16 protein-coding genes are annotated in these 23,785 nt (G+C 75.7%); 11 read left to right on the forward strand and 5 right to left on the reverse strand.

Features of this window, described 5'->3' with window-relative positions:
- Nucleotides 1-34: 34 nt before the first annotated feature.
- From ACFWIC_RS17945 to ACFWIC_RS17965, 5 genes are all read left to right on the forward strand, one after another.
- Nucleotides 35-1,120 carry a non-ribosomal peptide synthetase gene (locus ACFWIC_RS17945; protein WP_380519352.1) on the forward strand — a complete coding sequence of 362 codons (1,086 nt, stop codon included), beginning with the start codon at nt 35-37 and terminating at the stop codon, nt 1,118-1,120.
- 251 nt (nt 1,121-1,371) lie between these two features.
- Nucleotides 1,372-1,956: a hypothetical protein gene (locus ACFWIC_RS17950; RefSeq protein WP_380519328.1), complete on the forward strand. Its 585-nt coding sequence runs from the start codon at nt 1,372-1,374 to the stop codon at nt 1,954-1,956.
- Between the two features lie 5 nt (nt 1,957-1,961).
- Nucleotides 1,962-3,986, forward strand: a complete 2,025-nt coding sequence (locus ACFWIC_RS17955; RefSeq protein ID WP_380519330.1) for a CHAT domain-containing protein — start codon at nt 1,962-1,964, stop codon at nt 3,984-3,986.
- The gene (locus ACFWIC_RS17960) at nt 3,983-9,010 is read left to right on the forward strand and encodes a hypothetical protein (protein WP_380519332.1); all 5,028 of its coding nucleotides are present in this window, start codon (nt 3,983-3,985) and stop codon (nt 9,008-9,010) included. Before ACFWIC_RS17955 ends, ACFWIC_RS17960 begins: the two co-directional genes overlap by 4 nt.
- A gap of 100 nt (nt 9,011-9,110) precedes the next feature.
- Nucleotides 9,111-10,475: a hypothetical protein gene (locus tag ACFWIC_RS17965; RefSeq protein ID WP_380519334.1), complete on the forward strand. Its 1,365-nt coding sequence runs from the start codon at nt 9,111-9,113 to the stop codon at nt 10,473-10,475.
- Between the two features lie 55 nt (nt 10,476-10,530).
- Here the strand turns inward: ACFWIC_RS17965 and ACFWIC_RS17970 are convergent, their stop codons facing one another.
- Nucleotides 10,531-11,424, reverse strand: coding sequence for a PaaX family transcriptional regulator C-terminal domain-containing protein (locus ACFWIC_RS17970; RefSeq protein ID WP_329951094.1), 894 nt, complete (start codon nt 11,422-11,424; stop codon nt 10,531-10,533).
- Nucleotides 11,425-11,812: 388 nt separating this feature from the next.
- Here ACFWIC_RS17970 and ACFWIC_RS17975 point away from each other — a divergent pair, with 388 nt between their 5' ends.
- The 3 genes from ACFWIC_RS17975 to ACFWIC_RS17985 all read left to right on the forward strand — a co-directional run bounded on the left by ACFWIC_RS17975 (nt 11,813) and on the right by ACFWIC_RS17985 (nt 15,451).
- Complete coding sequence (locus tag ACFWIC_RS17975) at nt 11,813-13,462, forward strand: beta-propeller fold lactonase family protein (RefSeq protein WP_380519336.1); 1,650 nt, start codon at nt 11,813-11,815, stop codon at nt 13,460-13,462.
- A 106-nt stretch (nt 13,463-13,568) separates the two neighbouring features.
- Complete coding sequence (locus ACFWIC_RS17980) at nt 13,569-14,321, forward strand: transcriptional regulator (RefSeq protein WP_380519338.1); 753 nt, start codon at nt 13,569-13,571, stop codon at nt 14,319-14,321.
- Nucleotides 14,318-15,451, forward strand: a complete 1,134-nt coding sequence (locus tag ACFWIC_RS17985) for an aminotransferase class I/II-fold pyridoxal phosphate-dependent enzyme (protein WP_380519340.1) — start codon at nt 14,318-14,320, stop codon at nt 15,449-15,451. Before ACFWIC_RS17980 ends, ACFWIC_RS17985 begins: the two co-directional genes overlap by 4 nt.
- A gap of 31 nt (nt 15,452-15,482) precedes the next feature.
- Here ACFWIC_RS17985 and ACFWIC_RS17990 read toward each other — a convergent pair whose 3' ends face one another.
- The 4 genes from ACFWIC_RS17990 to ACFWIC_RS18005 all read right to left on the reverse strand — a co-directional run bounded on the left by ACFWIC_RS17990 (nt 15,483) and on the right by ACFWIC_RS18005 (nt 19,701).
- Nucleotides 15,483-16,499, reverse strand: coding sequence for a GNAT family N-acetyltransferase (locus ACFWIC_RS17990; protein ID WP_380519342.1), 1,017 nt, complete (start codon nt 16,497-16,499; stop codon nt 15,483-15,485).
- 322 nt (nt 16,500-16,821) lie between these two features.
- Nucleotides 16,822-17,868, reverse strand: a complete 1,047-nt coding sequence (locus tag ACFWIC_RS17995) for a polysaccharide deacetylase family protein (protein WP_380519344.1) — start codon at nt 17,866-17,868, stop codon at nt 16,822-16,824.
- Between the two features lie 323 nt (nt 17,869-18,191).
- Nucleotides 18,192-18,599 carry a hypothetical protein gene (locus ACFWIC_RS18000; protein WP_329951088.1) on the reverse strand — a complete coding sequence of 136 codons (408 nt, stop codon included), beginning with the start codon at nt 18,597-18,599 and terminating at the stop codon, nt 18,192-18,194.
- Nucleotides 18,600-18,747: 148 nt separating this feature from the next.
- On the reverse strand, nt 18,748-19,701 hold the full coding sequence (locus ACFWIC_RS18005; RefSeq protein WP_380519346.1) for an SDR family NAD(P)-dependent oxidoreductase: 954 nt from the start codon (nt 19,699-19,701) through the stop codon (nt 18,748-18,750).
- Nucleotides 19,702-19,968: 267 nt separating this feature from the next.
- On the opposite strand from ACFWIC_RS18005, the gene ACFWIC_RS18010 reads away from it, so the two are divergent.
- The 3 genes from ACFWIC_RS18010 to ACFWIC_RS18020 all read left to right on the forward strand — a co-directional run bounded on the left by ACFWIC_RS18010 (nt 19,969) and on the right by ACFWIC_RS18020 (nt 23,665).
- The gene (locus ACFWIC_RS18010) at nt 19,969-20,787 is read left to right on the forward strand and encodes a serine/threonine protein kinase (protein ID WP_329881846.1); all 819 of its coding nucleotides are present in this window, start codon (nt 19,969-19,971) and stop codon (nt 20,785-20,787) included.
- Nucleotides 20,788-20,793: 6 nt separating this feature from the next.
- The gene (locus tag ACFWIC_RS18015) at nt 20,794-22,491 is read left to right on the forward strand and encodes a serine/threonine-protein kinase (protein ID WP_380519348.1); all 1,698 of its coding nucleotides are present in this window, start codon (nt 20,794-20,796) and stop codon (nt 22,489-22,491) included.
- A gap of 73 nt (nt 22,492-22,564) precedes the next feature.
- Nucleotides 22,565-23,665: an ionic transporter y4hA gene (locus ACFWIC_RS18020; protein ID WP_329881848.1), complete on the forward strand. Its 1,101-nt coding sequence runs from the start codon at nt 22,565-22,567 to the stop codon at nt 23,663-23,665.
- Nucleotides 23,666-23,785: the final 120 nt, after the last annotated feature.

Raw genomic sequence — 23,785 nt, forward strand, 5'->3', positions numbered from 1 at the left:
CCCCGCCTTCGGGGGGGGGGGGGGCGCCGAGGCCGTGGGCGCCGACCGGCCGGGGTGCGCCGGCGCCCTTCCGGGGGCCGGGGGGGGTCCCCGCGCCCCCCCCCCCCACGTCCGCGTCCACCGGCGCGGCCCGCTCGGGCACTGCACCCTGGTCAACGGCTACGGGCCGACGGAGGCCGTGATCACGGCCTCCGCGCTGGTGCTGCCGCCCGACCGGCCGGTGCCCGGCACCACCGGACTGCCGATCGGCGGTCCGGTGGGCGAGCGCCTGCTGCACGTCCTCGACGAGGAGCAGCGCCCGACCCCGGACGGCGTCCCCGGCGAGCTGTGGATCGGCGGCCCGCTGCTCGCGGCCGGCTACCTCCACGACCCCGACCGGACCGCCGACCGCTTCCGGCCCGACCCCTTCGCCGCCGTGCCCGGTCCGTTCGCGGACGTGCCCGGCTCCCCGGCCGCGCCGGACCCGCGGATGTACCGCACGGGGGACCAGGTGGTCCGCCACCCCGGCGGGGACCTGGAGTTCCTCGGCCGGCTCGACAACCAGGTCAAGGTCCGCGGCCACCGGATCGAGCTCGACGAGGTCGACCGTCACCTGCTGGACACCCCGGGCGTGACCGCCGCCGCGGCCGTCACCCTCGACGACGGGGCCGGTGGCCGGACGCTGGGCGCCGGCATCTCGCGCACTCCCGACGGGCCCACCCCCGAGGAGGTCCGCGACCGCCTGCGCTCCCGGCTGCCCGCCTACATGGTCCCGGGCCCGTTCCTCGTCCTCGACCGGCTGCCACTCACCCCCTCGGGCAAGATCGACCGCCGGGCGGTCGCCGCCCTGGCCGCCGCCGAGCACCCCCCGGTGACCGCCGAGGCTGCCCCGGCGGATCCTCGGGACATCCCGGTGGTGGACCAACTGGTGATCCTGCTGGGCGAGTTGCTTCGTGCGCCTGGCTTCGGGCCGGACGACGACTTCCTCGCCCACGGCGGCGACTCGCTGATCGCCCTGCGGGTCAGCGGCGCGTTGCGCGAACGCGGTTGGCGGCTGCGCCCGTCCGAGCTGATGGCGGAGCGCACCGCCCGCGCAGCGGCCGACCGGGCGAGGCCCACGGTGCCTGCGGGCACGCCGTAGCCCGGCGCCCTCAGCCCGCCGCCCCCAGCCCGGCGCCCGTACCGCCGAGCCCGAGCGCGGCCCGCACGCCCTCCGCCGATCGGAGGCGTGTGCGGGCCGCGCACGTCCGGGCGAACGTGCTGACGGTGCGTGAAGTCCGTTTTCCCGCAGAGGAGATCAGGGCCGTTCCGTTTCTGGCATACTCGCACCACCGTCGGCCGGGGGGCTGCGAAGGCGCCGACGGGCCCGTGCGGACTGGAGGGGTACACGGAATGCCGAACAGGGACGCCGAAGCGGGGCGGGGGCCGGCCGGGCCGGGCCGGAACCAGGGCGGGTCGGCCGAGCCGCCCGCGCGCGCGGACGCGCCGCCGATCCACTGGTCGATCTACTTCCTGATCTGTGCCGTCCTCCTCGGCTACACGGCGATGATGGTGTTCCTCGCCGTGAAGCGGGGCGACGCCAACTGGGACCGGCTGGTGTTCCTCTTCGCCGGGCTGGAGGCCATCGTCTTCGCCGCCGCCGGGCTGGCGTTCGGCGGGACGGTGCAGCGCGGCGCGCTCACCGCGGCCCGGGAGGACGCGGCGAACGCGCGGGCCGAGGCCGGCCGCCAGGGGGCGGCGGCCGAGGCCGCGCGCGGCGACAGCGAGGTCCTGAACGGTCTGCTGACCGCCATCTCGCTCGGTGCCGACGCCGAGCGCGGCGGGACGGCGGGGAAGGCCGGCCCGGGTGCCCCGCGGGCCGCCGAACTGCCGCCGGGAGCCCAGGAAGCCCGGCCGTCCGCCGCCGCCCCGCGGTCGTGGAGCATGGTCGAACTGGAGCAGTTCGCCCAGGCGTTGCGGGAGCGACGGGTAGGCTGAGCCTGGTGGACGCCGACGAACCGGGGTGGCTTCCGCCCTTCACGACCCTGATTCGGATCGGCGAGGCGAACGCCTCGGGCGCCCATCCGACCCTTCTCGCCTTCGGACCCGCGGAGGAGGGCGGCTCACCCCGCCCGGTCCACCAGGGCGCCGCTTTCACCGACGAGTGCCTGTCCGCGGACGACCGCAGCCTCTGCCGGGACCTCTTCGAGACCGGGGCGCCGCTGCCCGAGGCCGTCCGTACCGTCGCCGGCCTGTTGCGGGACGCCCTGGACGCGCTCGGCCTCCTCGGTCCGTGGATCGAGGAAGTCCGCACGTGCCACCAGAACGGACGCCAGGCCCGGACCCTGTTCGACATCCGCCCGGCGGCACTGCGCGAACTCCCGTGGGAACTGGTCACCCATGCCGACGGAGCGGAGTCGCTCTGCGTCAGCGGGGATCCGGGTCTCACCTTCACCCGGATCGACCGCCCGACGTCCCTGCTCGGCGCCGAGAACCCTCCGGCCGCCCTGCACCTGCCGCTCCGCGTGCTGGTCGTCGTCGGCGAGACGGACCCCCTGATCAGGGCGGACGAGGAGATCGAGCGGATCCGCACCCGGCTCGGGGGCCCGTCCGGGGAGTGGCACGTCGAGGTGGTGCGGGCCCCGACGTCCCGGGAACTGGCCGAGACCCTGCGGGAGGTGGCCCCGCACGTCCTGCACGTGATCGGCCACCAGCAGCGGGACGCGGGGGACCGGGGCCTGCTCACGATCCGCCCGCCCGGCACCGAGCCCTGGTCGATCACCGGGGACAACGTCCACGCCTTCCTGGCGGGCCACCGGCCGAGGCTGGTGGTGCTGAACGCCTGCGACACCGCCGGACCGGCGGCCGGGCCGCTCCTGGCGGCCCTGCTCCGCGGTGGTGCGGCGGCGGTGGTGGGGATGAACGGCGGCATCGAGTCCGGGACCGCCTGCCGGTTCTCGGCGGAGTTCTACACGGCCCTCGGCCGTGGCGAGAGCGTCGACCGGGCCGTGCGGACGGCCCGGCTCGCCCTGCTCGTGGACCAGGTCGACGGGACCGACTGGGCCCTGCCGGTGCTGGCCGCCCGGGTCCACCCCGAGGTCGTGCTGGGGCGGTACGCCGCGCTGCGCGGCAAGGCCGAGGCCGAGAAGCGGTTCACCGACCGTCGGTGGAACCTGGGGCACGCGGTGGACCGGGTCCGGGAACGCCGCGCGCTGTTCGACGGGTTCGCGCCGACCGGCCCCGCGGCGCCCGTCAGCGCCGTCGTCGGCGAGGCCGCCAGCGGCAAGGCCACCCTCGTCCGGTCCGCCCTGCAGATCTGGTACCGCAACGGTGCCCGCACGGTCTGGAGCGACCTCCGCCCGCTCGGCCGGACCGCGACCTGGCTGGACCTGGTCCGGACGATCGTCGACCAGCTCGGGCCGGCCGGTCCCGGGCTCGAACCGCTCCAGCGGTTCGAGCACCGGCTCGCCCAGTTGCACGACGGCTGGACGACCGACGACAACAAACCCTGGCTGTCCCTCGAACCCGACCGGGTCTGGCAGGAGACCGTGCCCGGCAACAGCGTCGGTCACGTCGCCGACCGCCGGCACACCGCGCTTCGGCACCTCGCCGACGCCCTGCTCGGGCTCGGCGAGGACACCGGACTGGTCCTCGCCCTGGCCGGTCTCGGCAGGCTGGAGCACCGGGCCGTCGCCGACCTGATCGTCCCGCACCTGATCGAGCCGCTGGCCGTCCGCCCGGACGGGCGTGCGAAGGTGATCCTGGCTCTGAACGAGGAGGAGGAGGCCGACTTGCTGCCCTATCCGCTGCGCGACACCGTCCGGCGGATCCCGCTCGGCGCGTTCGCGGCCGGGGAGATCACCGAGGTCGTGGGGGACTACAGCCGGGTGAGGGACGTGGAAGCGGACAGTGTGGAGCAGTGGAAGGAGTTCATGGCCATCCTCGTCGCCCGGCACGGCCACCTGACACCGGCAATGCTGCAGGACGGCATGACGCTCTTCAAGGAAGGACGACGGGTGCCCCGATGACCGACAACGGCCCTGCTTCCCCCCACGGGCCCGACGAGCCCACCGGCCCGGGTGGGGTCGGGCCGGGCCCGGAGGATCTCGTCGAGCTCGTCGGCCGCGGCGACCCGCTCGCCCGGATCCTCCTGGCCCGGCTCGACCCCACCCGGCGCGACGTCCTCCGCCGCTGCAGCGTCGTCCCGGACTTCACCGAGGAGCTGTACCACTCCGTGCTCGCGGTCGACAGCCCGGTCGACGTCGCCGACCTGCTCGACCAGGGCCTGCTGGAGCACTCCGCCCGGCCGGACCACTACCGGATCGTCGCCCTGCTGCGCTTCCCCTGCTGGGACGACTGGTGGACCGGACTGCCGCCGGGCGGGGAGGCACCGGGGCAGCTCCGAGAGCTCGCCGCGACACTGGCCGCCCGCTACGCCGAAGCCGGGGACGAACCCGGCAGCCTGCGGCAGCTCGCCATCGCGGGGGCGTTGGAGTCCGACGCCTTCCGAGCCGCCTTCGAGGCCGCCGACCGCCGGTTCGACCTGGCCCGCTGCCACGACCTCGTGGACGCCGTCACCGACCCGCAGGTCGCCGCGCTCCTGCCGGAGGAACTCGGGGCCGTCGTCGCCGAGGCCCGGGTCCGGGTCCGGGCGCGCGCCCTCTGGCGGCCCGACCACCACCGGACCGCCGGCTACTACGGGCGTGCGCGCGCCGAACAGCCGCTGCGGGACCTGCTGGAGGCCGACGGCCCGGCGGTCCTGCGGATCCACGCCACCGGCGGCTCCGGCAAGTCCATGCTGCTGCGCTGGTTCATGGCCAGGCACTGCCAGGAGCGCCCGGTCCCGGTGCCCTGTGCCCACCTGGACTTCGACCGGTGCGACCCGGCCCTGGCGGTCGCCCACCCCGCACTGTTCCTCCTGGAGGCCGCCGCCCAGTTGAACGAGCAGCTCCCGGGCGCACCGTTCGGCGAACTCCTCGACGAGCACGCGGCGGACCTCGCGGCGCTCCCGAGGAACCGCAGCCCGGTGGCGGCCGAGTGGCTCGCCGGGCGGGCGGCCCTCGGACACCGTGGCGCCTCGATCCAGCGGCGCTTCGTGGCCGTCCTCGACGAGGCCCTCCGGCGGCGGGGCACCCGGGCCGTCCTGGTCCTGGACACCCTGGAGGAGGTCGTCCTCCGCGACGGCGGCCGGATCAACGACCTGGCGGAGGTGCTCTCCGGGGCGCTGGCGGCGGAGGGGCTCCGGATCGTGCTCTCCGGCCGGTACGACCTCGCCGATGCCGTACCGCTGCCCGCCGTCCCGATGCGGCTCCAGTCCTTCGACCCGCAGGAGGCGGACGACTACCTGCGGGAGGTGCGCGATGTCGCCGACCCCGAGCTGCGCGCGGCCGTGGTGGAGAGCAGCGACGGCCTGCCGTACACGCTGGCCCTCTTCGCCGACCTGGCCGCGGACCTCACCGCCGACCAGGTCCGGGCCTCCTCCGGGCCCAGCCTCCTCTACGCGATCGACCGGGTCCTCGAACGCGTCCACGACGACCGGATCCGCTGGCTCCTCCGGTACGGGGTGATCCCCCGGCGGCTCACCCTGCGGCTGGTCCAGGAGGTGATGCTCCCGCACCTGCGCCGCGGGATCCGCGGCAGCAACACGGCGGACGACCCGCGCCTGGACAAGCGCGAGAAACTGCACATCCCGATCTTCCTGCGGGCCGTGCCCGGCTTCACCGACGACGGCGGGGAGATCCCCGACCTCTGGGCCGCCCTCAGCCGGTACGCCGGTGACGCCGCCTGGGTCGACCGGGACCCGGACGACCCCGAGGGCCTGGTGCTGGACCGCACCGTCCGCCACCCGCTGCGCCGACTGCTCGCTGACCACGAGGTGTCCCGGCTGCTCGACCGGGATCTCGCCGAGCACTTCGCGCGGCGGGCCGAGGCGGAGCCGGAGCGCTGGGAGCAGTGGAAGCTGGAGGAGCTCTACCACCGCTTCTCGGCGGACCCGCAGGAGGGCGCCGCGACCTGGGCCCGTCTGGTCGGTTCGGAGCGCTCCGCCGGCCGGGACCACCGACTGTCGTCGCTGGCCGAGGCACTGGTGTCGCCGGAGCTGCTGGACGAGGTGAAGGTCCCCGTGGTCGCCCGGGCCCGCGCCCTGGTGCTGCTCGGCCGGAACGCCGCGAGCGCCACCGACCCCACGGCGTGGGAACGCGGGATCGCCCGGCTGGACGAGGCCGCCGGCCTGCTGGCGGAGGAGTCGCACGCGGAGCTGGCGGTCGGGGTGGAGCTGCTCTCGGCGGCCCTGCTGCTCCGGCTGGGCCGGCTCGGGGAGGCCCGGAGCCGGCTCACCCGGGTCCAGCGGCAGCCGGGCTCCGCGGACCGCGACACCGCGGCGCAACTGCACCACCTCACCGGGTGCGCCCTGCTGGCGGAGGGGCAGGGCGACCGGGCCCAGGAGTCGTTCGTGCAGGCGGACCGACTGGCGGCGCCCGACGGGGGGCCGCTGTCGGAGCAGTCGGTCGAGGCCGTGGCAAGCCTGCTGGACTCCGGCCTGGTCGGCCACGCCGCCTCCTGGCTGCCGCGGTTCGACGCGGGGACCGCGCCCGAGCTGCACCTGAGGCTGCTCCTCGCCGTCGGCCGGTTCGAGGAGGTGCTGGCCGTGCACCGGGGCCTCGGCTCCGGGGACCGCCGCCGGACGGCCGAGTGGGCGGGCCGGGCGGCGCTCCGGCTCCACCGCCCCGGCCTCGTCCTCGCCGAGGACGGCCCGCTGGAGGGCTTGTCCGACGGGGGGAGCGAACCTGCGGTGAGCCTGCGGGGCCTGGTGCTCCGCGGCGAGGCGTACGCGATGCTCAGGGCGCCCGGCGCGGCGATGGCGCCGCTGCGGCCCGCCCTGGAGGAGGGCGCCGTCACCGACCACGAGCGGATGTCCGCGCTGGTGGGGACGGCCCGGCTGCTGGTGACCGGGGGCGGCAGCCGGAGCGAGGCCTCGGAGCTGGTCGGCCGGGTGCTGCGGCTGGCCGGTCCGTCCGAGCACGCTCCCGCCCCGGACGTCCCGGTCCCGATCCTCGCGGAGCTCGCCCGGTGGCCCGAGGCGGCGGCCTGGCAGCTGGACCGTCCGCGGTCCGCGGAGAGGTCGGCCGCACCGCCGCCGGACCGGGTGGTCTGGGTGCTCGGCCTGCTGACGGGCGTCGAAGCCGCGCGGGACGAGGAGCTCGTGGGCGAGCTCGTCGAGGCCCTGACCCCCCTCGGGTCCCCGGGGGCACGCCTGGTGGCGCTGGAACGCCTCCACGAGCTGCGGCGGCCGCTCGCCGTCACCGGGCCCACCGCCGCCCGGTTGACCGAGCTCTGCGGGCCCGGTCCCCGGCGGAACTCCGGCTCCGACGCGGCGGCCCTCGGCCTGACCTACGCCGAACTGCTCCGCGTGCTCGGACGGTCCGAGGCGGCGGTCGACCTCGCCCGCGCCTGCGCGGGGGAGCTCGCCCCGGCCGAGAGCGCGGTGTGGCTGCGCCGTCTCGACCTGGAGACGGACGTCCTCGGTGACATCGGCGCGCTCGACGCCGTCATGCTCCAGGGCCTCCCCGACGCGTTGGAACGGGCCTACCCGGCGGCGCCCGAGGCGGCGGCCGTCGTTCTCACCTACCAGACGCTGGTGGCGCTCAGGTCGGGGCGGGGCGACCTGGCCGGGTGGAGCGTCGCCCGTGCCTGGTCGCTGCTGGCGGAGCGGGATCCCAGCCTCGCCAGGGCGAGGTGCGCGGCACTGGTCGCCCGGACGGAGGCCCAGGCGGGCGCCGATCCCGGGGAGACGGGCCCGCCGGCCGAGTTCGCGCACGGTCTGTACGCCGAACTCGGCCTGCCTCCTGAGCAGTTGTTCGACCAGGGGCACGGTGCTCCCGGGGCCGGCGAGGTCGACGTCGAGTGGCTGGAACACGTCCTGGTGCTCACCGCCGACACCCGGTTCCGCGGACGGCCGCCCGTCCTGGAGATCGATCTCCTGAGGTCCACCGGTCCAGGGGCCCGGGTGAGTCTGCTGCGGACGGCCGACCTCGCGGACGACTGGCTCCGCAGTCCCGACGGGCTCCAGTCGGCGCTCTCCTCCTCGGCGGCGGACTGGGCGGAGGAGACCGGCCTCCTGCTGGACGAGGCCTTGGACGGCCTGCTCCGCTCCGAGGAGGTCCGCGGCCTCCGGCTGGAGGTCCCGGGGTACGAGCCCACCCTGCTCGCCGCCCCGTGGGAGGCGGCCCTGGCGCACCTCACGGTCCCGCCGGACGGGCTTCACCTCTACCGGGGGCTCCCCGGGCGCAGCGGGGAGGCGGCGGCGCTCGGCCGGCTCCGGACCGTCGTGCAGAACCTCCGGCAGGCCGCACCCTCCGACGCGCCGCCATCCCCGCCGCTCGGCCGCTTCGTCGAGAGCCTCTGGGCCCAACCCCACGCCGCCGTCCGGGTCGGGGTGCTCGCCGGCACCCGTGAGGCGCGCGCCCAGCAGCACACCGCTGTCCGGGAGCCGATGGCGCCGATGGCGCCGCTGTCGTCGGTGTACGAGGCCGAGCACTTTGCCCGGCTGGTCGCACCGGCCCGCTCGCGGCGCTTCGGTGCTTCCGCGTCGGGCCCCCAACTCCTGCACGTCCAGGGGACGTTCCGTGAATCGTCGGGCAAGCTGAACGTCCACTGGGACTCCCGGGGCGGGAGCGACGCCGCCGGTCTCGGCGAGTACCTCGGATGGCGGCGCCCCCCGCAGAGCGTCCTCGTCCTGGAGGCGGTGGATCCGGGGACGCGCGAGGAGGCGATGCGTCAGCTGGTCCTGCGGAACCTGTTCGCCGCCGAGGTCCTGGCCCGAGGGGACTTCGCGGCCGTGGTGGCCATCGGCCCGTTCCTGCGGCGCCCGGGCGAGAGCGAACGGGCCCGGCGGCGACTGATCCACGGGCTGCTCACCGGGCGGCACCCCGCCGTCGTGGTCGCGGAGCTCACCCGGGACCAACTGGGCGTCCCCCGGCCGACCGTCGCGCTCCCGGCGCTGTTCAGCGCCCTGCCGACCGGCCTCCTGCTGCCGCTCTGGACCTCGCTGTGACCGGTCCGTCCGCCGTGCCGGCGCTCCGTGGCACCCCGCACACAGCCGTCGGCGGGGCCGGGAGCCCGGCCGCGGCCGGGGCCACCGCCGGAGCGCGGCCGTGAACGCCGGTGAGCGGCGACGGGCGGCGCTGCTGGCCCGGGTCAACGGGCTCGCGGCCGATCTCGACCACTGGCTCGCCCTCACCGCCAAATCCACGAGCGGGGCGCGCGGTGCCGGTCAGGCAGGCGCCGGTCAGGGTGGCGCCGGCCGGGGCGGCGCCGGGGCGCCCTTCCCGCAGCACCACACCCAGGTCCGCGCCGTGAACGCCGCGCTGCGCCCGCTGCTGGACCGGGTGCGGGAGGCGGAGACCCTGCGGGCCGACACCGAACTCGGCCTCCTCCAGGAGGTGTGGTGGCGGCTGCGCGGCGCACTCACGCAGCGGCACGACCGGTCGCTCGGGGACTTCCTCCTGCTGGCGGACGACTTCGTCTGGTCCTGCTACCGGCCCGCGCTCACCGCCGCCTCCTCCGTGTCGGGTGCGGAGATCCTCCCGGTGGAACCACCGCTGGTCCACCTCACGGCGCACGCCGTCCCGTTCGCCCTGCCGCGCCTGGTGTCCGAGGACCGGCAGGCGCGGGTGGACGAGCTGCTGCGCGCCCTGCCGGTGCCGCTGGTGGGGCTGCCGTTCGTCCAGTCCCGGCACCTGCCGGAGGCCGTCCTGGCCGCCCATGAGGTCGGCCACTGCGTCCTGGACGCGTTCGGGCTCACCGGCGAGCTGTCCGAGGTGCTGCGGCGGACGGCGGAGGGCCCGGACTGGTGGACCGACCGGCTGCCGGAGGTCTTCGCCGACCTGTACGGCGCCCTGTGCGCCGGCTCCGGGTTCGCCTTCATCCTCGCGGACTTCGTGGCACTCACCCCGGAGGGGCCGCCGAGCCCGCGCTACCCCGCGCCCCGCGTCCGGGTGGCTCTGGTGGCCGACGCCCTGGCGGAGGCCGGGGGCGAGGAGGCGGCGGAGGAGCTGCGGGCCCACTGGGCCGAGCACGCCGCCGGGCGCGGGCCGGCGCCCAAGGGACTGCGGCCGACCGTCGGGGCCCTGCTCTCGGCCCCGTTGACCGCGCTCGGGGGCAGCACCCTGCTCGATCTCTTCCCCCGGGGCGTGGACGCCGGCCTCCGCGCCGCCGCCGACGCCCTGCTGCGCCGGTCGCCGATCCCGAGGTCGGTGCCCGAGACCGCCGGTGTCCTGCTGCCCGCCGCGGCCTTCGCCTTCCACACCGATCCGGACCGCTACGCCAAGGTCGTCAAGGACCTCACCGACCGGATCTTCCGGCTCGTCGCCGAGGACCGCACGCGCGGTGTGCGGGGCGGCGCGGGGGGCGGTGAGGCCACCGACACCCCCGGGGACCGGGGCGCCCGGTCGGCGTCGCGGCTGAGGGCCCTGCTCGACGGCTGGGGAGCGGACCCGCCGGCGGACGCCGCCTCGTGAACGCCTGCCGGGCGATCAGTCCGACGACCTGCCGGACGACCTGCCGGACGACCCGTCAGGAGCCGTGGGGCTCACCGGTGATCTCGGTCATCGCCTCGTCGTAGCGCCGGAAGAAGCGGGGGCCGGGGGCGGGGTCGTCGCGCTCGGCGCGGCGCAGCAGGCGCCAGCAGTCGGCGGTGAGGGCGCGGGCCTCGGCGCCGGGCCAGGGGCGGGGGAGGAGCTCGGGCGGCAGCAGCGGGTCGTCGGCGGTGGCCCGGGTGAACTCGGCGGCGAGCTCCAGGGCGACGGCGAGGCGTTCGACCCGGGTGGGGGCGGGGGAGCGGCCGGTGAGCCGGGCCAGGCGGTCGGCGGCGACGGCGGCCAGGCGCCGGTGGCCGTCGGCGAGTTCGTCGAGCGGCCAGAGCCGACGGGCCAGGCGGAGGGGGTCGCTCTCGCCGCCGACCCGCAGGTCGGTGCTGGTGAGCAGGGTGACGCAGTCCCCGACGCCGAGCCGTTCGGCCTCGGCCTCGACGTACGGCTCCCACCTGTTGGCGCCGGCGTAGACGCCGCCCTGGACGGCCGCGCCGCCGAGCCGGACCAGGAACTCGCGCAGCGCGTCGCGGGCGGTACGGGCGGACTCGGGGACGGCGAAGGCGGCGAGGTGCCACCGGCCGTCCCACGGTGCGAGCCCGGCGTCCTGGGCGTACATGTGGCGGACGAAGTCGACCTCGGGTTCGGCCGTGCGCCGGGCCCGGTCGGTCTCCCGCAGGACGGCCCGGCGGCCGCGCCCCTCCTGGACGAGCAGCCCGTCGGCGGCCATCCGTTTGATGCAGAGGCGGACCTGCTGGTCGGTCATGCCGAGCTCGCCCGCCACCGCGTAGAGCTCGCCCGCGTCGACGGTGCCGTCCGCGCGGACCATGCCCTCGACGAGGGTCCGGGTGGGGACCTCCGGCCGTCCTTCCTCGGTCATCGCTGCCGTTCCTCTCGGGTGTCCACGGGCTGGTGCTCTCAGGCGAGTCTAGTCCGCCAGAAACTATCGAATGTCGAACGATAGTTTTCATAACAATAGTTCCGCATCCGGCCCGGAGGCAGGGGGGTGGCCGGTCCTCCGCGGAAAGTTCGGGTGACGACCGACTGACCGAGTTTGAATATTTCAAGACAATCGCAGTCATCTCCTGACACTCAGTCAGTCGGCCTTCTACGCTTCGGGCGGTCCGGGCGTCCCCCCGGGCCGCCCGACGGGCGGCCCGCCCGGTACCGCCGTGACGAGCGCTGCCGTGACCGCCGCCGCGTGACGGGCGCGGCCGGGACGAGCACCGCTGTGACGTGCACCGATTCGACGAGTCTGGAGATCTTCCGTGAGACAACGCCCGGCCCCGCGCCGCTACTGGACGGCCGTGACGGCCACCGCCGCCGCCACGGCCGCCCTGCTGGTCCAGCCCGGCACCGCCGCCGCGGCCGCGCCGCCGCCCGCCGTGACGGCCACGGTGGCCGTCGCGCCCTACCCGGCGGGCGTCGCGGTCGCCCCGGGCGGCGGGCGGGCCTACGTGACCAGCCAGAGCAGCGGCGTCGTGACGGTCCTGGACACCGCCGGTGGCGCGGTGACCGGCACCGTCACCGCCGGCACCGGCTCCTACGCGGTCGCGTTCGCCCCGGACGGCGGGCACGCCTACCTCACCCACCACCTCGACGGCACAGTCAGCGTGGTGGACACCGCCACGGCCGCGGTGACCGCCACCGTCCCCGTCGGCGCCGGCGCCTTCGGGGTCGCCGTCGCCCCCGACGGCGCCCACGCGTACGTCAGCAACGCGGACGCCGGCACGGTGAGCGTGCTGTCCACCGCCACCAACACCGTCGTCGCGACCGTGCCGGTGGGCGCCGAGCCGCACGGGGTCGCCGTCGCCCCCGACGGCGCGCACGTCTACGTCGCCGCGTCCGGCGCCCAGCAGGTCGACGTCATCGACACCGCCACCCGCACGGTGAGCGCCACCGTCCCCGTCGGCCACGGCGTCTTCGGCCTGGCGCTCGCCCCGGACGGATCCAGGCTCTGGACGGCGAACGGTGGAGACTCCACCGTCAGCGTGCTGTCCACCGCCACCAACACCGTCACCGCCACCGTGCAGGTCGGGGCCAACCCGTACGCCGTGACCATCGCCCCCGACGGCCGGTCCGTGTACGCCTCCAACTACGCCGACTCCACGCTCAGCGTGCTGGACGCCGCGAGCGGCGCCGTGACCGCCACCGTCCCGGTCGGGGCGAACCCCTTCACCCTGGCGCTCGCCCCCGACGGCCGGCGCGGCTACCTCGCCGACTTCGGCGGCGACACGGTGACCGTCCTCGGCTTCCCGCTGCCGGTTCCGGTGGTGACCGGGATCAGCCCGGCGAGCGGTCCGCAGGCCGGTGGCACGGTCGTCACCGTCACCGGCACCGACCTGTCGGGCGCCACCGCGGTCAGCTTCGGCGCCGCCGGGAACGCGGCCTCCTTCTCCTGCACCGACACCGCGTGCACGGCCACCGCGCCCGCCTCGGCCGCCGCCGGGACGGTGGACGTCCGGGTGACCACGCCGGGCGGCACCAGTGCGGTCGTGACGGCCGACCGGTTCGAGTACCAGGCGCCCGCCGCCGACCTCGGCGTCGCGCTCGCCGCCACCCCGGTGCCCGGGCTGTTCGGCGGCCGGGTGGACTACACCCTGACGCTCACCAACAACGGTCCCGGCCAGGTCACCGCCGCCACCGTGACCTCGTCGCTGCCCGCCGGTTTCGGCTCGTACAGCGGCGACTGCGCCATCGTGGCCTCCAAGCTCACCTGCGCCCTCACCCAGCCGCTGGCCGTCGGCGCCTCCGTCACGCGCCACTTCACCGTCCAGGTCGGCCTGCTCAACCTCGGCCGGACGTTCACCGTCACCACCACCCGCACGGCCGGCGCCCCGGTCGACACCGCGCCCGCCAACGACGCGGCCGCCCGCACCTGCCGGGCCACCCTCGGCCTGCTGATCAGCTGCGACTGACCGCCTCTCCGCGACGGGCCCGCCTCCGACCGGGGGCGGGCCCGTCGTCGCGCCGGCCCCGCGCCACTGCTGGACGAAACGTCCAGTCTGGACGTACAGTCCGACCATGACCTCAGAGACCCCCGACCGGCGCGCCCGCACCTGGGAGCCCGTCTGCCGGGCGGTGGCCCTGCTGCTCGGGCCCTACGCCGAGGTGGTGCTGCACGACGCCGTCCGGGACGAGGTGCTCGCCGTCTGGAACCCGATGGGCGGCCGCGCCCCCGGTGACCCGTCCCTGCTCGGCGAACTCGACTCCCTGGACCAGTCCGCCCCGGACGTCTACGGCCCCTACCCGAAACTGCTGCCCGACGGCCGCCGGCTCTCCTCGGTCAGCGCGGTGCTCCGCGACGACGACGGACGCCCCGCCGCCGTCCTCTGCGTCAACCTCGACCGCGGACCGCTCGAACACGCCGCCGCCCTCCTGGCCGGCTTCGCCGCCCCCACGGCCCCACGCCCGGAACCGCTCTTCGAGCACGACTGGACCGAGCGGATGAACGACGTCATCGGCGGCTACGTCCGGGCCCACGGCCGGCCTCCGGAGCGGCTCGGCCGCGAGGACCGGCTCGCCGTGCTCCGCGAACTCGACCAGGCCGGGGTGCTCGCCGTCCGCCGGGCCGTGCCGGCCGTCGCCACCGCGCTCAAGGTGTCGCGGTCCACCGTCTACACCCTGCTCGCCGAACTCCGCGACGGGTCCGCCCCCGAGCCCGCCCCCGCCCCCGAGCCCGAGCCCGTCCCCGAACCGGCGCCGGATCCCCGACCGGCGGACCGCGCACCGGGCAACCGCACACCGAAGAACCGAGCACCGAGGACCGAGAGATGACCGAGCTGCCCGACTTCCGGCTGGAAACCTACTTCTCCCGCTGGGAGTTCACCGCCCGCCACCACCTCACCGCCTCCGACGCGCAGACCATGACGATGTCCGAACTCCTCGCCCTGGCGGGCCCCGAGGACCGCCACGCCTGGGAGTCCCTCACCCTCGGCTACACCGAGACCTTCGGCGACCCGGCGCTCCGGCACGCGATCGCCGGCATGTACGACCGGGTGGACGCCGACGACGTCATCTGCTTCGGCGGCGCCCAGGAGGCCCTCAACCTCGCCATGCAGGTGCTGCTCGGCCCCGGCGACCACGCCGTCGTCCTCACCCCCAACTACCAGTCCGCCGAGACCGTGCCGCTCTCCCTCTGCGAGGTCACCGGCGTCGCCCTCGACCCCGACCGGGACTGGGCGCTCGACCTCGACGAGCTCACCGCCGCGTTGCGCCCCAACACCCGTGTGGTCTCGGTGAACTTCCCGAACAACCCCACCGGGAAGGTCATCGGCGCCGCCGACTTCGTCCGGCTGTCCGAACTCTGCGACGAGCGCGGAATCCACCTCTTCAGCGACGAGGTCTACCGGGGCCTGGAGCGTGACCGGGCCCGCACACTGCCGCAGGCCGCGGACCTCTCCGAGCGGGCCCTCTCGCTCAACGTCACCTCCAAGTCGCTCGGCCTGCCCGGCCTGCGGATCGGCTGGATCGCCTGCCGCGACCGCGAGTTGCGCTCCCGGCTGGAGCGCGCCAAGCACTACACCACGATCTGCAACTCCGCTCCCAGCGAGATCCTGGCCCGGATCGCGATCAACGCCCGCGAGGGGATCCTGAGCCGCAACCGGGCCGTCATCGACGCCAACCTCCCGCTCTTCGACGCGTTCTTCGCGCGCTTCGCTGACCTCTTCGAGTGGCGCACCCCGGACGGCGGCTGCGTCGCCTATCCGCGCTACCTCGGCCGGGACGGCGTCGAGGCGTTCTGCACCGGGCTGGTCGAGGAAGCGGGGGTCCTGCTGCTGCCCGCCTCCATCTACCGCTCCGACCTGACCCCGACGCCCACCGACCGGTTCCGGATCGGCCTCGGCCGGCGCGACCCGGGCCCCGCCCTGGACGCGTTCGCCGGCTGGCTGGAGGGCCGGCGGTAGGCCGACCCCGCTGCACGGAACTGGGGCCGCGTCAGGTCGAACGGGCGGCCTTCGCCCGGTACTTGAGTCCGAGCAGCGCGCCCGAGGCGCCGTGCGGCACCAGCCAGGAGACGTCCTCCCGGTCGACCGCGTCGAAGCGGTACTTGTAGGGCTCGGTGCCCCGCAGGAAGTCGAAGGTGGACAGCCGCTGTCCGACGGCGGCCCGGATCGCCTCGGCGATCACCGCGGTGCCGAGCCGCTGCGGCGCCCAGGTCTGGTCCCAGCCGATCTGGTAGTAGGAGAAGGTGCGCTTCCACTGGAAGCCGTAGAGCACGCCCACCACCTCGCCCTCCCGTTCGGCGACCAGGAAGGCGGGGCCCTCGCCGCGGCCGGTCGCGGCGGCCCGCTCGATCACCCGGACGTGCAGCGGCGCCCGGGCGGCGTCGAAGGTGGTCGGCTTGCCGAGCGCGGCCCGGCGCAGCCGGTGCAGCCGCACCGCCGCCTTCAACAGGTCGAACCGTTCGGCGAGTTCGGCGTCCGCGATGGCCGGCGGCACCCACCGGAAGGTGATCCCCTCGGCGGCCAGCTTCCGGCCGTAGCGGCGCAGGTCGGCCCGGAACTGGCGTGAGCCCAGCGCGTCCGGCCCCGCCGTCAGATCGGCGCGCGGACAGGGGGTGCGGCCGATCTCCACCGCGCCCGGCGGCAGCAGGTCCGCCTGGTCCGGGTCGAGGTCGGTGAGCAGCAGGCTGCGGCGCCGGCCGCGCCGGGCCAGCCAGTCGGCCACGTCGGCCCGGCGCTCCGGTGCGACCGCGAACCCGCAGTGGTCCGCGGCGCCCGGGCCGGAACCGAGGACCGTCAGGCACGGGACGGCGACCGGTGCCCGCGGGTGGAGCCGCCGGGTGGTCCGCAGCAGCGGGACGACCGCCGACACCCGGCCGTCCGGCTCCTGCCAGACCACGATCTCGCCCGCCTCCGACCCCGCGCCCTCGCGCGCGCCGACCGTCTCCCACCAGGCGAGTGCCCATTCCGGTGTGGTGAACCAGGATCCGCCGGGCTCACCGGCCGCCAACTCCCGCCATCCGTCGACGACCTCCGGCGGAAGGGCGGCCGTCCGGTACCGGACCGGCCTCGCTCCGACCGGCCTCGCCCCGGCCGACTGCGCCCCGACCGGCACCGCCCCGGCCTGTTCTGGAACGGCCGGCAACGAACCCGCCGCATCGGTGTGCCTCGTCCCCACGTCTCCAGCCCCCCACGCCTCTCCCGCCCCCGGTGCACCGCCGACGGCGGCCGGTCGCGGGCCGGTCCGCATTCTCCCGGAATCCGGTCGCCCGGTGGCGGCGTTCGGCGCAGGCCGTCCGGGTCCACCACCACCGGTGAGGTCCGGGCCCCGCTCAGGCACCGCCGCGGAGGTGGTGGACGGTGGGGTGGAGCCCGGAGAGGATGGTGTCGAAGCGGTCCCGGCCGGTGGTGGAGTTGACCCGCAGACGGCTGATGCGCAGCGGGTTCGGCGGGAGCAGCCGGTCCTGCCGGTGGTCGAAGAGAAAGCCGACGTGGTAGCCGAGGCGCCGGAGTTCCGCCTCGGCCCGCGGGTCGACGTTGCCGTTGGGGTAGGCGAAGGCGGTCGGCGGCTCGCCGTCCAGCCAGCCGGTGAGCGTGTCGTGGGCGCGGGCGATCTCGTCGCGGACGGTGTCGTCGTCGCACCGGTCCAGACACGCGTGGCCCGCGCTGTGGTTGCCGATCTCCACGCCGTGCCGGCGCAGCGTCCGGAGGTCCTCGCGGGTGAGCTGTTCCTGGCGGGGTGCGGGCTCGGTGGCGGTCTCGCGGAGTTCGGCGAGGGCGGCGCGACGGTCGTGGTCGGCGAGGGTCTTCATCCGGCGGACCACCGCGCCCGGCGGGCAGTCGGCCAGCCGGTGGGCGGTGCCGCCGTGCGCGGCGAGGAACGCGGCCTCGGTCCACCAGAACGGCCGGTCGCCGTCGACGAGGTCGGTCACCACGAACGCCGCCGCGGGGATGCCCAGGCGGGTCAGGACGGGCAGCCCCTCGGAGAGCACGGTGCGGTCGCCGTCGTCGAAGGTGACCAGGACGCTGCGGGCCGGCAGCCGCCGACCGGTCCGGACGGCCTGCACGACGGCGGGCAGCGAGACGGGACGGGCGATCCGGACCAGACGCTCCATCTGGAGCGTGAAGACCTGCGGGTCGTCCACGCCGTGGTAGGCGAGCACCGCGAGCCGGCGGGTGGCCGCGAGCCGGAACAGCGGCTGGAGCGGCGAGTTGCGCAGGACGGCGTCGACGGTGGCGCGGCGGCCTGCCAGTCGCCCGCGCGGCGGTGCGAGGCCGGGGCCGGTGCCGCCCCCGGCCGGAGTGTCGCCGCGCGGCGCGGTCGTGGTGGTGAGGTGGCCATCGGCGGCCCCGGTCGATCGGGCGCTTCCGTCGGGCATGGACGCGCTCCCCCTTCCTCCCCGTCGGTGCTTCGGCGGCGGGGCGGAACACGGTGCAGCGGCCGGCGCGGCCGTTCGGGCGCACACCTGTCGGGTGGGCGGCCCGCCCCGCTCCACGCACTACCAAGGTAGTGCAAAATCCCATGCTCCGAGGAGGGTTGTGCGTGGCGGGCGGCTTTCGGAGCGAGGATGGCGCATTGTCGGCAGGCTCGTGACCCGGGCGGCGCGCGGGACGGACCGGCCGCCGGTTGCGGGACCGGCGGCCGGCCCTGGGCAGGGGCGCGGGGCCCCGGCTCATGAACCCTTCCGGCGCGGACGGGGCGTCAGAACGGGCCGGTACAGGTGGTCACCCGCTGCGCCGCGTCCAGGGCGGGGCCGCCGGTGGCGCAGACGAGCTTGAGGTCGTCGGTGACCACGCGGGGCGTCACGGCCCTGGCGAACCCGTGGGTGACGGTGGTCGCGGACGCGACCGTCACCCACGGGCTGCCCCAGGCGCGCTGGGTGCGGACCTCGACCTGGACGACCGTCAGCTGTGCCGGGTCGGCCGACACCTGGGCCACGCCGACGATCCCTCCGCCGTCCTTCTCCTGCCATACGCACGGGTGGTTGACGAGGGTCGTGCAGGCCGCTCCCGCGGCGTCGCCGGTCGTTGCCGCAGCCGAGGCCGGGAGGATCGTCGCCACAGTGATCCCTGCCGCCGCCACTATCAGAGCTGCGATACGAGCGCGCATGATATGAACCTCCTTGGAATGAAAGGGAATCTCACTCTGTGGGACGAGTCTTGCACAGATCGTGGACATGTGCCGTGTGTGCTGCATCACACCCAAGGTGACCGTTCAACTACATTCCGCAATCGCGCCGGTGACGTCACGACTACCGTCAGGTGGTCGGCGGCAGCACCATCCGGCGTCCGGCCGACGCCCCGCCGTCCACCAGGACCGAGGTGCCCGTCTGGTAGGAGAAGTCGTCCGAGGCGAGCGCCAGGACGGCCCGGGCGATCTCCTCCGGTTCGGCCATCCGCTCCAGCCCCTCGACGTTCAGCGGTCCGAAAGCCTGCTTGAACCGGGCCCAGTCCGCGTCCGGCACCCCCGGCGGTCGCACGAACGCGGTGTCCGTGGTGCCCGGGAGGATCGCGTTGATCCGGATGCCCTGCGCGCCGTACGCGAGCGCGGTGGACATCACGATGCCCTGGACCGCCCGCTTGCTCGCCGAGTAGGCCGCGCCGTTCGGCCGGGCCCGTTCGGCGGAGGCGGAGGAGGTGCAGACGATCACCCCGTGTCCGGCCCGCAGCATGTACGGGACCTGGTACTTGACCGCGAGGAAGACGCCCCGGGCGTTGGTGTCCTGCACGTCGTCCCACTCGGCGACGGTGAGCTCGTGGAGCTGCTTGCTGCTGCCGATACCGGCGTTGTTGACCGCGATGTCCGGCCCGCCGTACCGGGCGGCCACCTGGTCGGTGAACCGCTCGACCTGGGCCGGATCGCGTACGTCGGCCGGGAAGTAGGTGGCCTCGCCCCCGGCGTGGCGGATCTCCTGCTCGACGCGGCGGCCCGCTTCGACGCGCCGGCCGCAGAAGCCGACCCGGGCGCCCTCCGCCGCGAACGCGAGGGCGGCGGCCCGGCCGATGCCCGAGGTGGCGCCGGTGATCAGCACCGACCGGTCCTCGAACCGGCGCGGCCTGCGCCGCTCGGCGGGTGCGGCCTGGGCCTGCCCGGAGGCCCCGAGGCCGGCGGCGGCTGCCACCAGCCCGGCCGCCGACGCGCCGAGCAGGGCCCGGCGGCCCGGGTCGGCCGGCGAACCCGGCGGGAGGGAGGGGGAGTTGTTGTTGTCCATGGCGAAACCCTGACAGTCCGCGGTCGGCGTGTCCCTCGGCCGACCGGCCCGATCGGCGGGCCGATCGGCCGGGTCTCCCGGCCGGTCGGCCCCGGTCCGCCGGCCGATCGGAGGAGGGCCCTCCTCCCTCCTGCGGAGGAGGCGCACACCCCCGGCTCGCACCACCCAACTGGCGCCCTCCGACACGGCGTTCACTCGTACGGGTGGCGGACCGGCGCGGGGCCGTTCGGACGGCTACGATCGAGCCGACCCACGGAGGTGACCTGCATGGACACGGTCATCGTGCAACTTCCCGACCCCCGCCCGCCGGTACCGCCCGACCGCCGCTTCGCCCGGCTGACCCGGCCACCGCGCACCGCCCCGCCCCGGCGCCCCGCGCTGCTGCACCTCGGCCCCGGCGAAGCCGTCGAGTTCGGGCGCGGCGAGCCCGGACGCCCGATCGGCGTGCCGATCGCCGATCAGGGCGTCTCGCGCCGCGCCGGCGAGATCACCGCGGCCGAGGACTACTGGCGGCTCTCCAACTTCAGCGCCACCGCGACCTATGTCGTCGAGAACCTCGAAGGGGCCGGCGAGCACGTCAAGGTCGCTCCCGGACGGCTCGGCGCACCGGTTCCGTTCGAGTTCTCCCGGATCCTCCTGCCGGCTCTCGGCGAACCGGTCGCCTTCAAGGTCTTCGCCCCCCAGCACGCCTACCTGGACGGCGTGCCGGGCTCGCCGGCGGGCGCGGGCGGCGAGCGGACGGTCAGCCCGTTCGCCCTCGACCCGACCTCGAAGTACTTCCTCGTCCTGCTCGCCCTCTGCGAACCGCGGCTGCGCTCGCCGTCCGCCGCCGCCGTCCCCGGCGCGACCGAGGTGGTGGCCCGGCTGCGTGCCCTGCCGGCCTGTGCGGGGCTCACCCGCTCGGCCGTCAACTACCACATCGACTACCTGGTGGCGAGCAAGCTCCGGCTCCGCGAAGCGCCGGAGGACGGTCCGGGCGAGGGCGGCGCCGGTGGCAAGCGGGAGGAACTGGTGGCACTGGCCCTCAAGTTCGACCTCGTACGGGAGGAGCACCTGACGCTGCTCCCGCCGCGGCGCACCGGCTGACCCGCCGTGGAACCGCTCGACCGGGCCCGCGCGGCCGAGCCGGTCCCGGGCGATCCGGCCGGGGCACCGGCCGGTGCCGCACCTGCGGGCGGACGGGCGGCGGGCGGACGGGCGGCGGTCGAGGTGGCCACGGACGGAACGGACGAACAGGCGGTCGGCGAGCCGGTGTTCGAGGTGCCGCCGGGATACCCCGTCGCCGGGTACCTGGTCGGCGAGCCGATCGGGGCCGGTGCGTGGGGCAGCGTCTACGCGGCCCGCAAGGACGGGACCGCCCCCGGGTCGGCCCCCGGGTCGGCCGAACCTCCGGACGCCGCCGTCAAGTTCCTCCGTCCCGCGCTGCTCAGCCCCGGCCAGCGCCGCACCATGGAGCAGGTCGCCCGCAGCGAGATGCGGTTCAGCCGCCTCGCCGACCACCCCCACCTGATCCGCACCCTCGCCGTCGTCACCGTCCGGGACCGGGCCCACCCCGGCCTGGACGGAGCGGTGGCCCTGGTGATGGAACGCGCGGACCGCAGCCTCCAGGACGTCCTCGCCTCGGCGGGCCCGCCCGGGGCCGTCCCCGGCGCCGAACGGATCCTCGCCGAGGTCGGGGCCGGCCTCACCCACATGCACGCCGTCGGCTGGGTCCACGGAGACCTCAAGCCGGGCAACGTCCTGCTGATGCCCGACGGCACCGCCAAGCTCGCGGACTTCGGCCTCACCGCCGAACTGGAGGGCACCCACGCCTACGCCCCGCCGCTCGGCTCGCCCGACCACGTCCCGCCGGAGTGGTGGTCGCAGCGGACCGGCGCCCGCGGGGTCGCACTCCGGCCGAGTGCCGACCTCTGGGCGTTCGGCGTCCTCGCCCACCAGGTGCTCACCGGTCTGCACCCCTTCCTCGGCGTGACCGCGCGGGCCCGTTCGCTGGCCGCCCTCGCCTACGCGCGCGGCACCGCCCCGCTCCGCCTCGACGGGGCGCTCCCCGCGCCGTGGCGGCCCCTGGTCACCGCCTGCCTGGCGGCCGACCGCGCGCGGCGCTCGGAGGTCGACCTCGCGGCCCTCCTCGCCACGGCCCTCCGGGAGGCCGCCCCGCCGGGGACGGCCGCCAACGGGCGTCGGCGCCGTCGCGCGGCGGCGGCCCCGCTGCTCGCGGCGGCCGGTGCCCTGCTCGCCCTCTCCGGCGCCCCGGAGCCGGCCGCCCCCCGGCCGGGGTCCGCGGCAGGGCCGGCGGTCACGGCCCCGCTGCCCGGCGCGATCCCGCCCGGCGCCGACGTGCCCGCCGAACTGCGCGGCCCGATCGAGGACGCCGCCCGCCGCTGTCCCGAACCCGAGATCACCCCGGTCCTGCTGGCCGCGATGCTCAAGGCGGAATCCGGTTTCGACCCGGCCGCCGCCCGCCCCGCGACGGGGGAGTACGGCGTCGCCATGTGGACGCCGGCCGTCTTCAACGCCTGGGCGCAGGACGGCGACCACGACGGCGTGAAGAACCACCTCGATCCGGCCGACGCGATCGCCTCGATGGGCAACTACGTCTGCTGGCTCGACCAGCGGTTCAAACAGCGCGGCTTCACCACCGGTCTGCCCGCCCTGGTGGCAGCCGGCTACCGGACGAGCGACAAGACCGTCGCCGACGCCGGGGGCGTCCCCGAGCGGGTGAAGCCGCATGTCGCCAAGGTCCTCGGCTACCTCGCCGAGTACGCTGACCAGGGCGGTTCCGGTACATGAGGTGGGCCACATCCTCGCCCTCCCCGGCGGTGTCACCCGGCCGCGAGCACTCCGGGATGCGATGCTCGGCCGCATGTTCACCAAGCTCCGATCGGCCGCCACCCAGTGGACCACCGCCGTCCCAGCGGCGGCTTTCCTCGTTCTCGTCCTGACCTGGCACCGCGATCTGCCCGGCTGGGTGGTGGCCCTGGTGTCCTGCTTCCTGGCGGGCGCCGTGCTCGCCGCCGTGCACCACGCCGAGGTGGTCGCCCACCGCGTGGGGGAGCCGTACGGCTCACTGGTGCTGGCGGTGGCGGTCACGGTCATCGAGGTGGCGCTGATCGTGACGCTGATGGCGGACGGCGGTGACAAGGCCGCGACGCTGGCCCGCGACACCGTGTTCGCCGCGGTGATGATCACCTGCAACGGCATCTTCGGTCTGTCACTCCTGGTGGCGGCCCTCAAGTACCGGGTGGCGGTGTTCAACGCCGAGGGGACGGGCGCGGCGCTCGCCACCATCGGCACCCTGGCCGCGCTGAGCCTCGTCCTGCCGACCTTCACCACCAGCTCGCCGGGCCCGCAGTTCGCGCCCGCCCAGCTGGCCTTCGCCGCGGCGGCGTCGTTCCTGCTGTACGGGCTGTTCGTGGCCACCCTGACGGTCCGGCACCGGGACTACTTCCTGCCGGTCACGCCGGAGGGCAAGGTGCTGGACGAGGAGGACCACGCCGCGCCGCCGACCGTCCGTGCGACCGTGACCAGCCTGATGCTGCTGGGGGTGGCGCTGATCGCGGTGGTCGGCCTGGCGAAGGGCGTCTCGCCGACCATCGAGTCGGCCGTGGACTCCGCGGGGCTGCCCGCCTCGGTGGTCGGCGTCGTGATCGCCCTGCTCGTGCTGCTGCCGGAGACCATCGCGGCGATCCGGTCGGCGGTCCGCAACCGGGTGCAGACCAGTCTCAACCTGGCGCTCGGCTCGGCGCTCGCCAGCATCGGCCTGACCATCCCGGCGGTGGCGATCGCCTCGATCTGGCTCACCGGCCCGCTGGTGCTCGGCCTCGACTCCTCGCACCTGGTGCTGCTCGTGCTGACCCTGATCGTCGGCACCCTGACGGTCATGCCGCGCCGGGCGACACCGCTCCAGGGCGGGGTGCACCTGGCGATCCTGGCGGCCTACGTGGTCCTGGCGATCAATCCCTGACACGGCCCCGCGGCCGCGGGGGGAGCAGGACGGACCGGGGCGGGGGGGGGGCCCGGGCGGGCGGCGCCCGCCCCCCCCCCCCGCGCCCCCCCCCCCCCCCCACAAACACGGGAAAAAAAA

The organism is Kitasatospora sp. NPDC127035 (assembly GCF_042726075.1).
Classification (GTDB): domain Bacteria; phylum Actinomycetota; class Actinomycetes; order Streptomycetales; family Streptomycetaceae; genus Kitasatospora.

Excerpts from the sequence above, each read along its gene's own strand:
- ACFWIC_RS18020 (WP_329881848.1), top strand. The coding sequence starts at position 22,565 with ATGTTCACCAAGCTCCGATCGGCCGCCACCCAGTGGACCACCGCCGTC.
- ACFWIC_RS17985 (WP_380519340.1), top strand. The coding sequence starts at position 14,318 with ATGACCGAGCTGCCCGACTTCCGGCTGGAAACCTACTTCTCCCGCTGG.
- ACFWIC_RS17995 (WP_380519344.1), bottom strand. The coding sequence starts at position 17,868 with ATGCCCGACGGAAGCGCCCGATCGACCGGGGCCGCCGATGGCCACCTC.
- ACFWIC_RS18000 (WP_329951088.1), bottom strand. The coding sequence starts at position 18,599 with ATGCGCGCTCGTATCGCAGCTCTGATAGTGGCGGCGGCAGGGATCACT.
- ACFWIC_RS17970 (WP_329951094.1), bottom strand. The coding sequence starts at position 11,424 with ATGACCGAGGAAGGACGGCCGGAGGTCCCCACCCGGACCCTCGTCGAG.
- ACFWIC_RS17960 (WP_380519332.1), top strand. The coding sequence starts at position 3,983 with ATGACCGACAACGGCCCTGCTTCCCCCCACGGGCCCGACGAGCCCACC.
- ACFWIC_RS17980 (WP_380519338.1), top strand. The coding sequence starts at position 13,569 with ATGACCTCAGAGACCCCCGACCGGCGCGCCCGCACCTGGGAGCCCGTC.
- ACFWIC_RS18005 (WP_380519346.1), bottom strand. The coding sequence starts at position 19,701 with ATGGACAACAACAACTCCCCCTCCCTCCCGCCGGGTTCGCCGGCCGAC.
- ACFWIC_RS18010 (WP_329881846.1), top strand. The coding sequence starts at position 19,969 with ATGGACACGGTCATCGTGCAACTTCCCGACCCCCGCCCGCCGGTACCG.
- ACFWIC_RS17950 (WP_380519328.1), top strand. The coding sequence starts at position 1,372 with ATGCCGAACAGGGACGCCGAAGCGGGGCGGGGGCCGGCCGGGCCGGGC.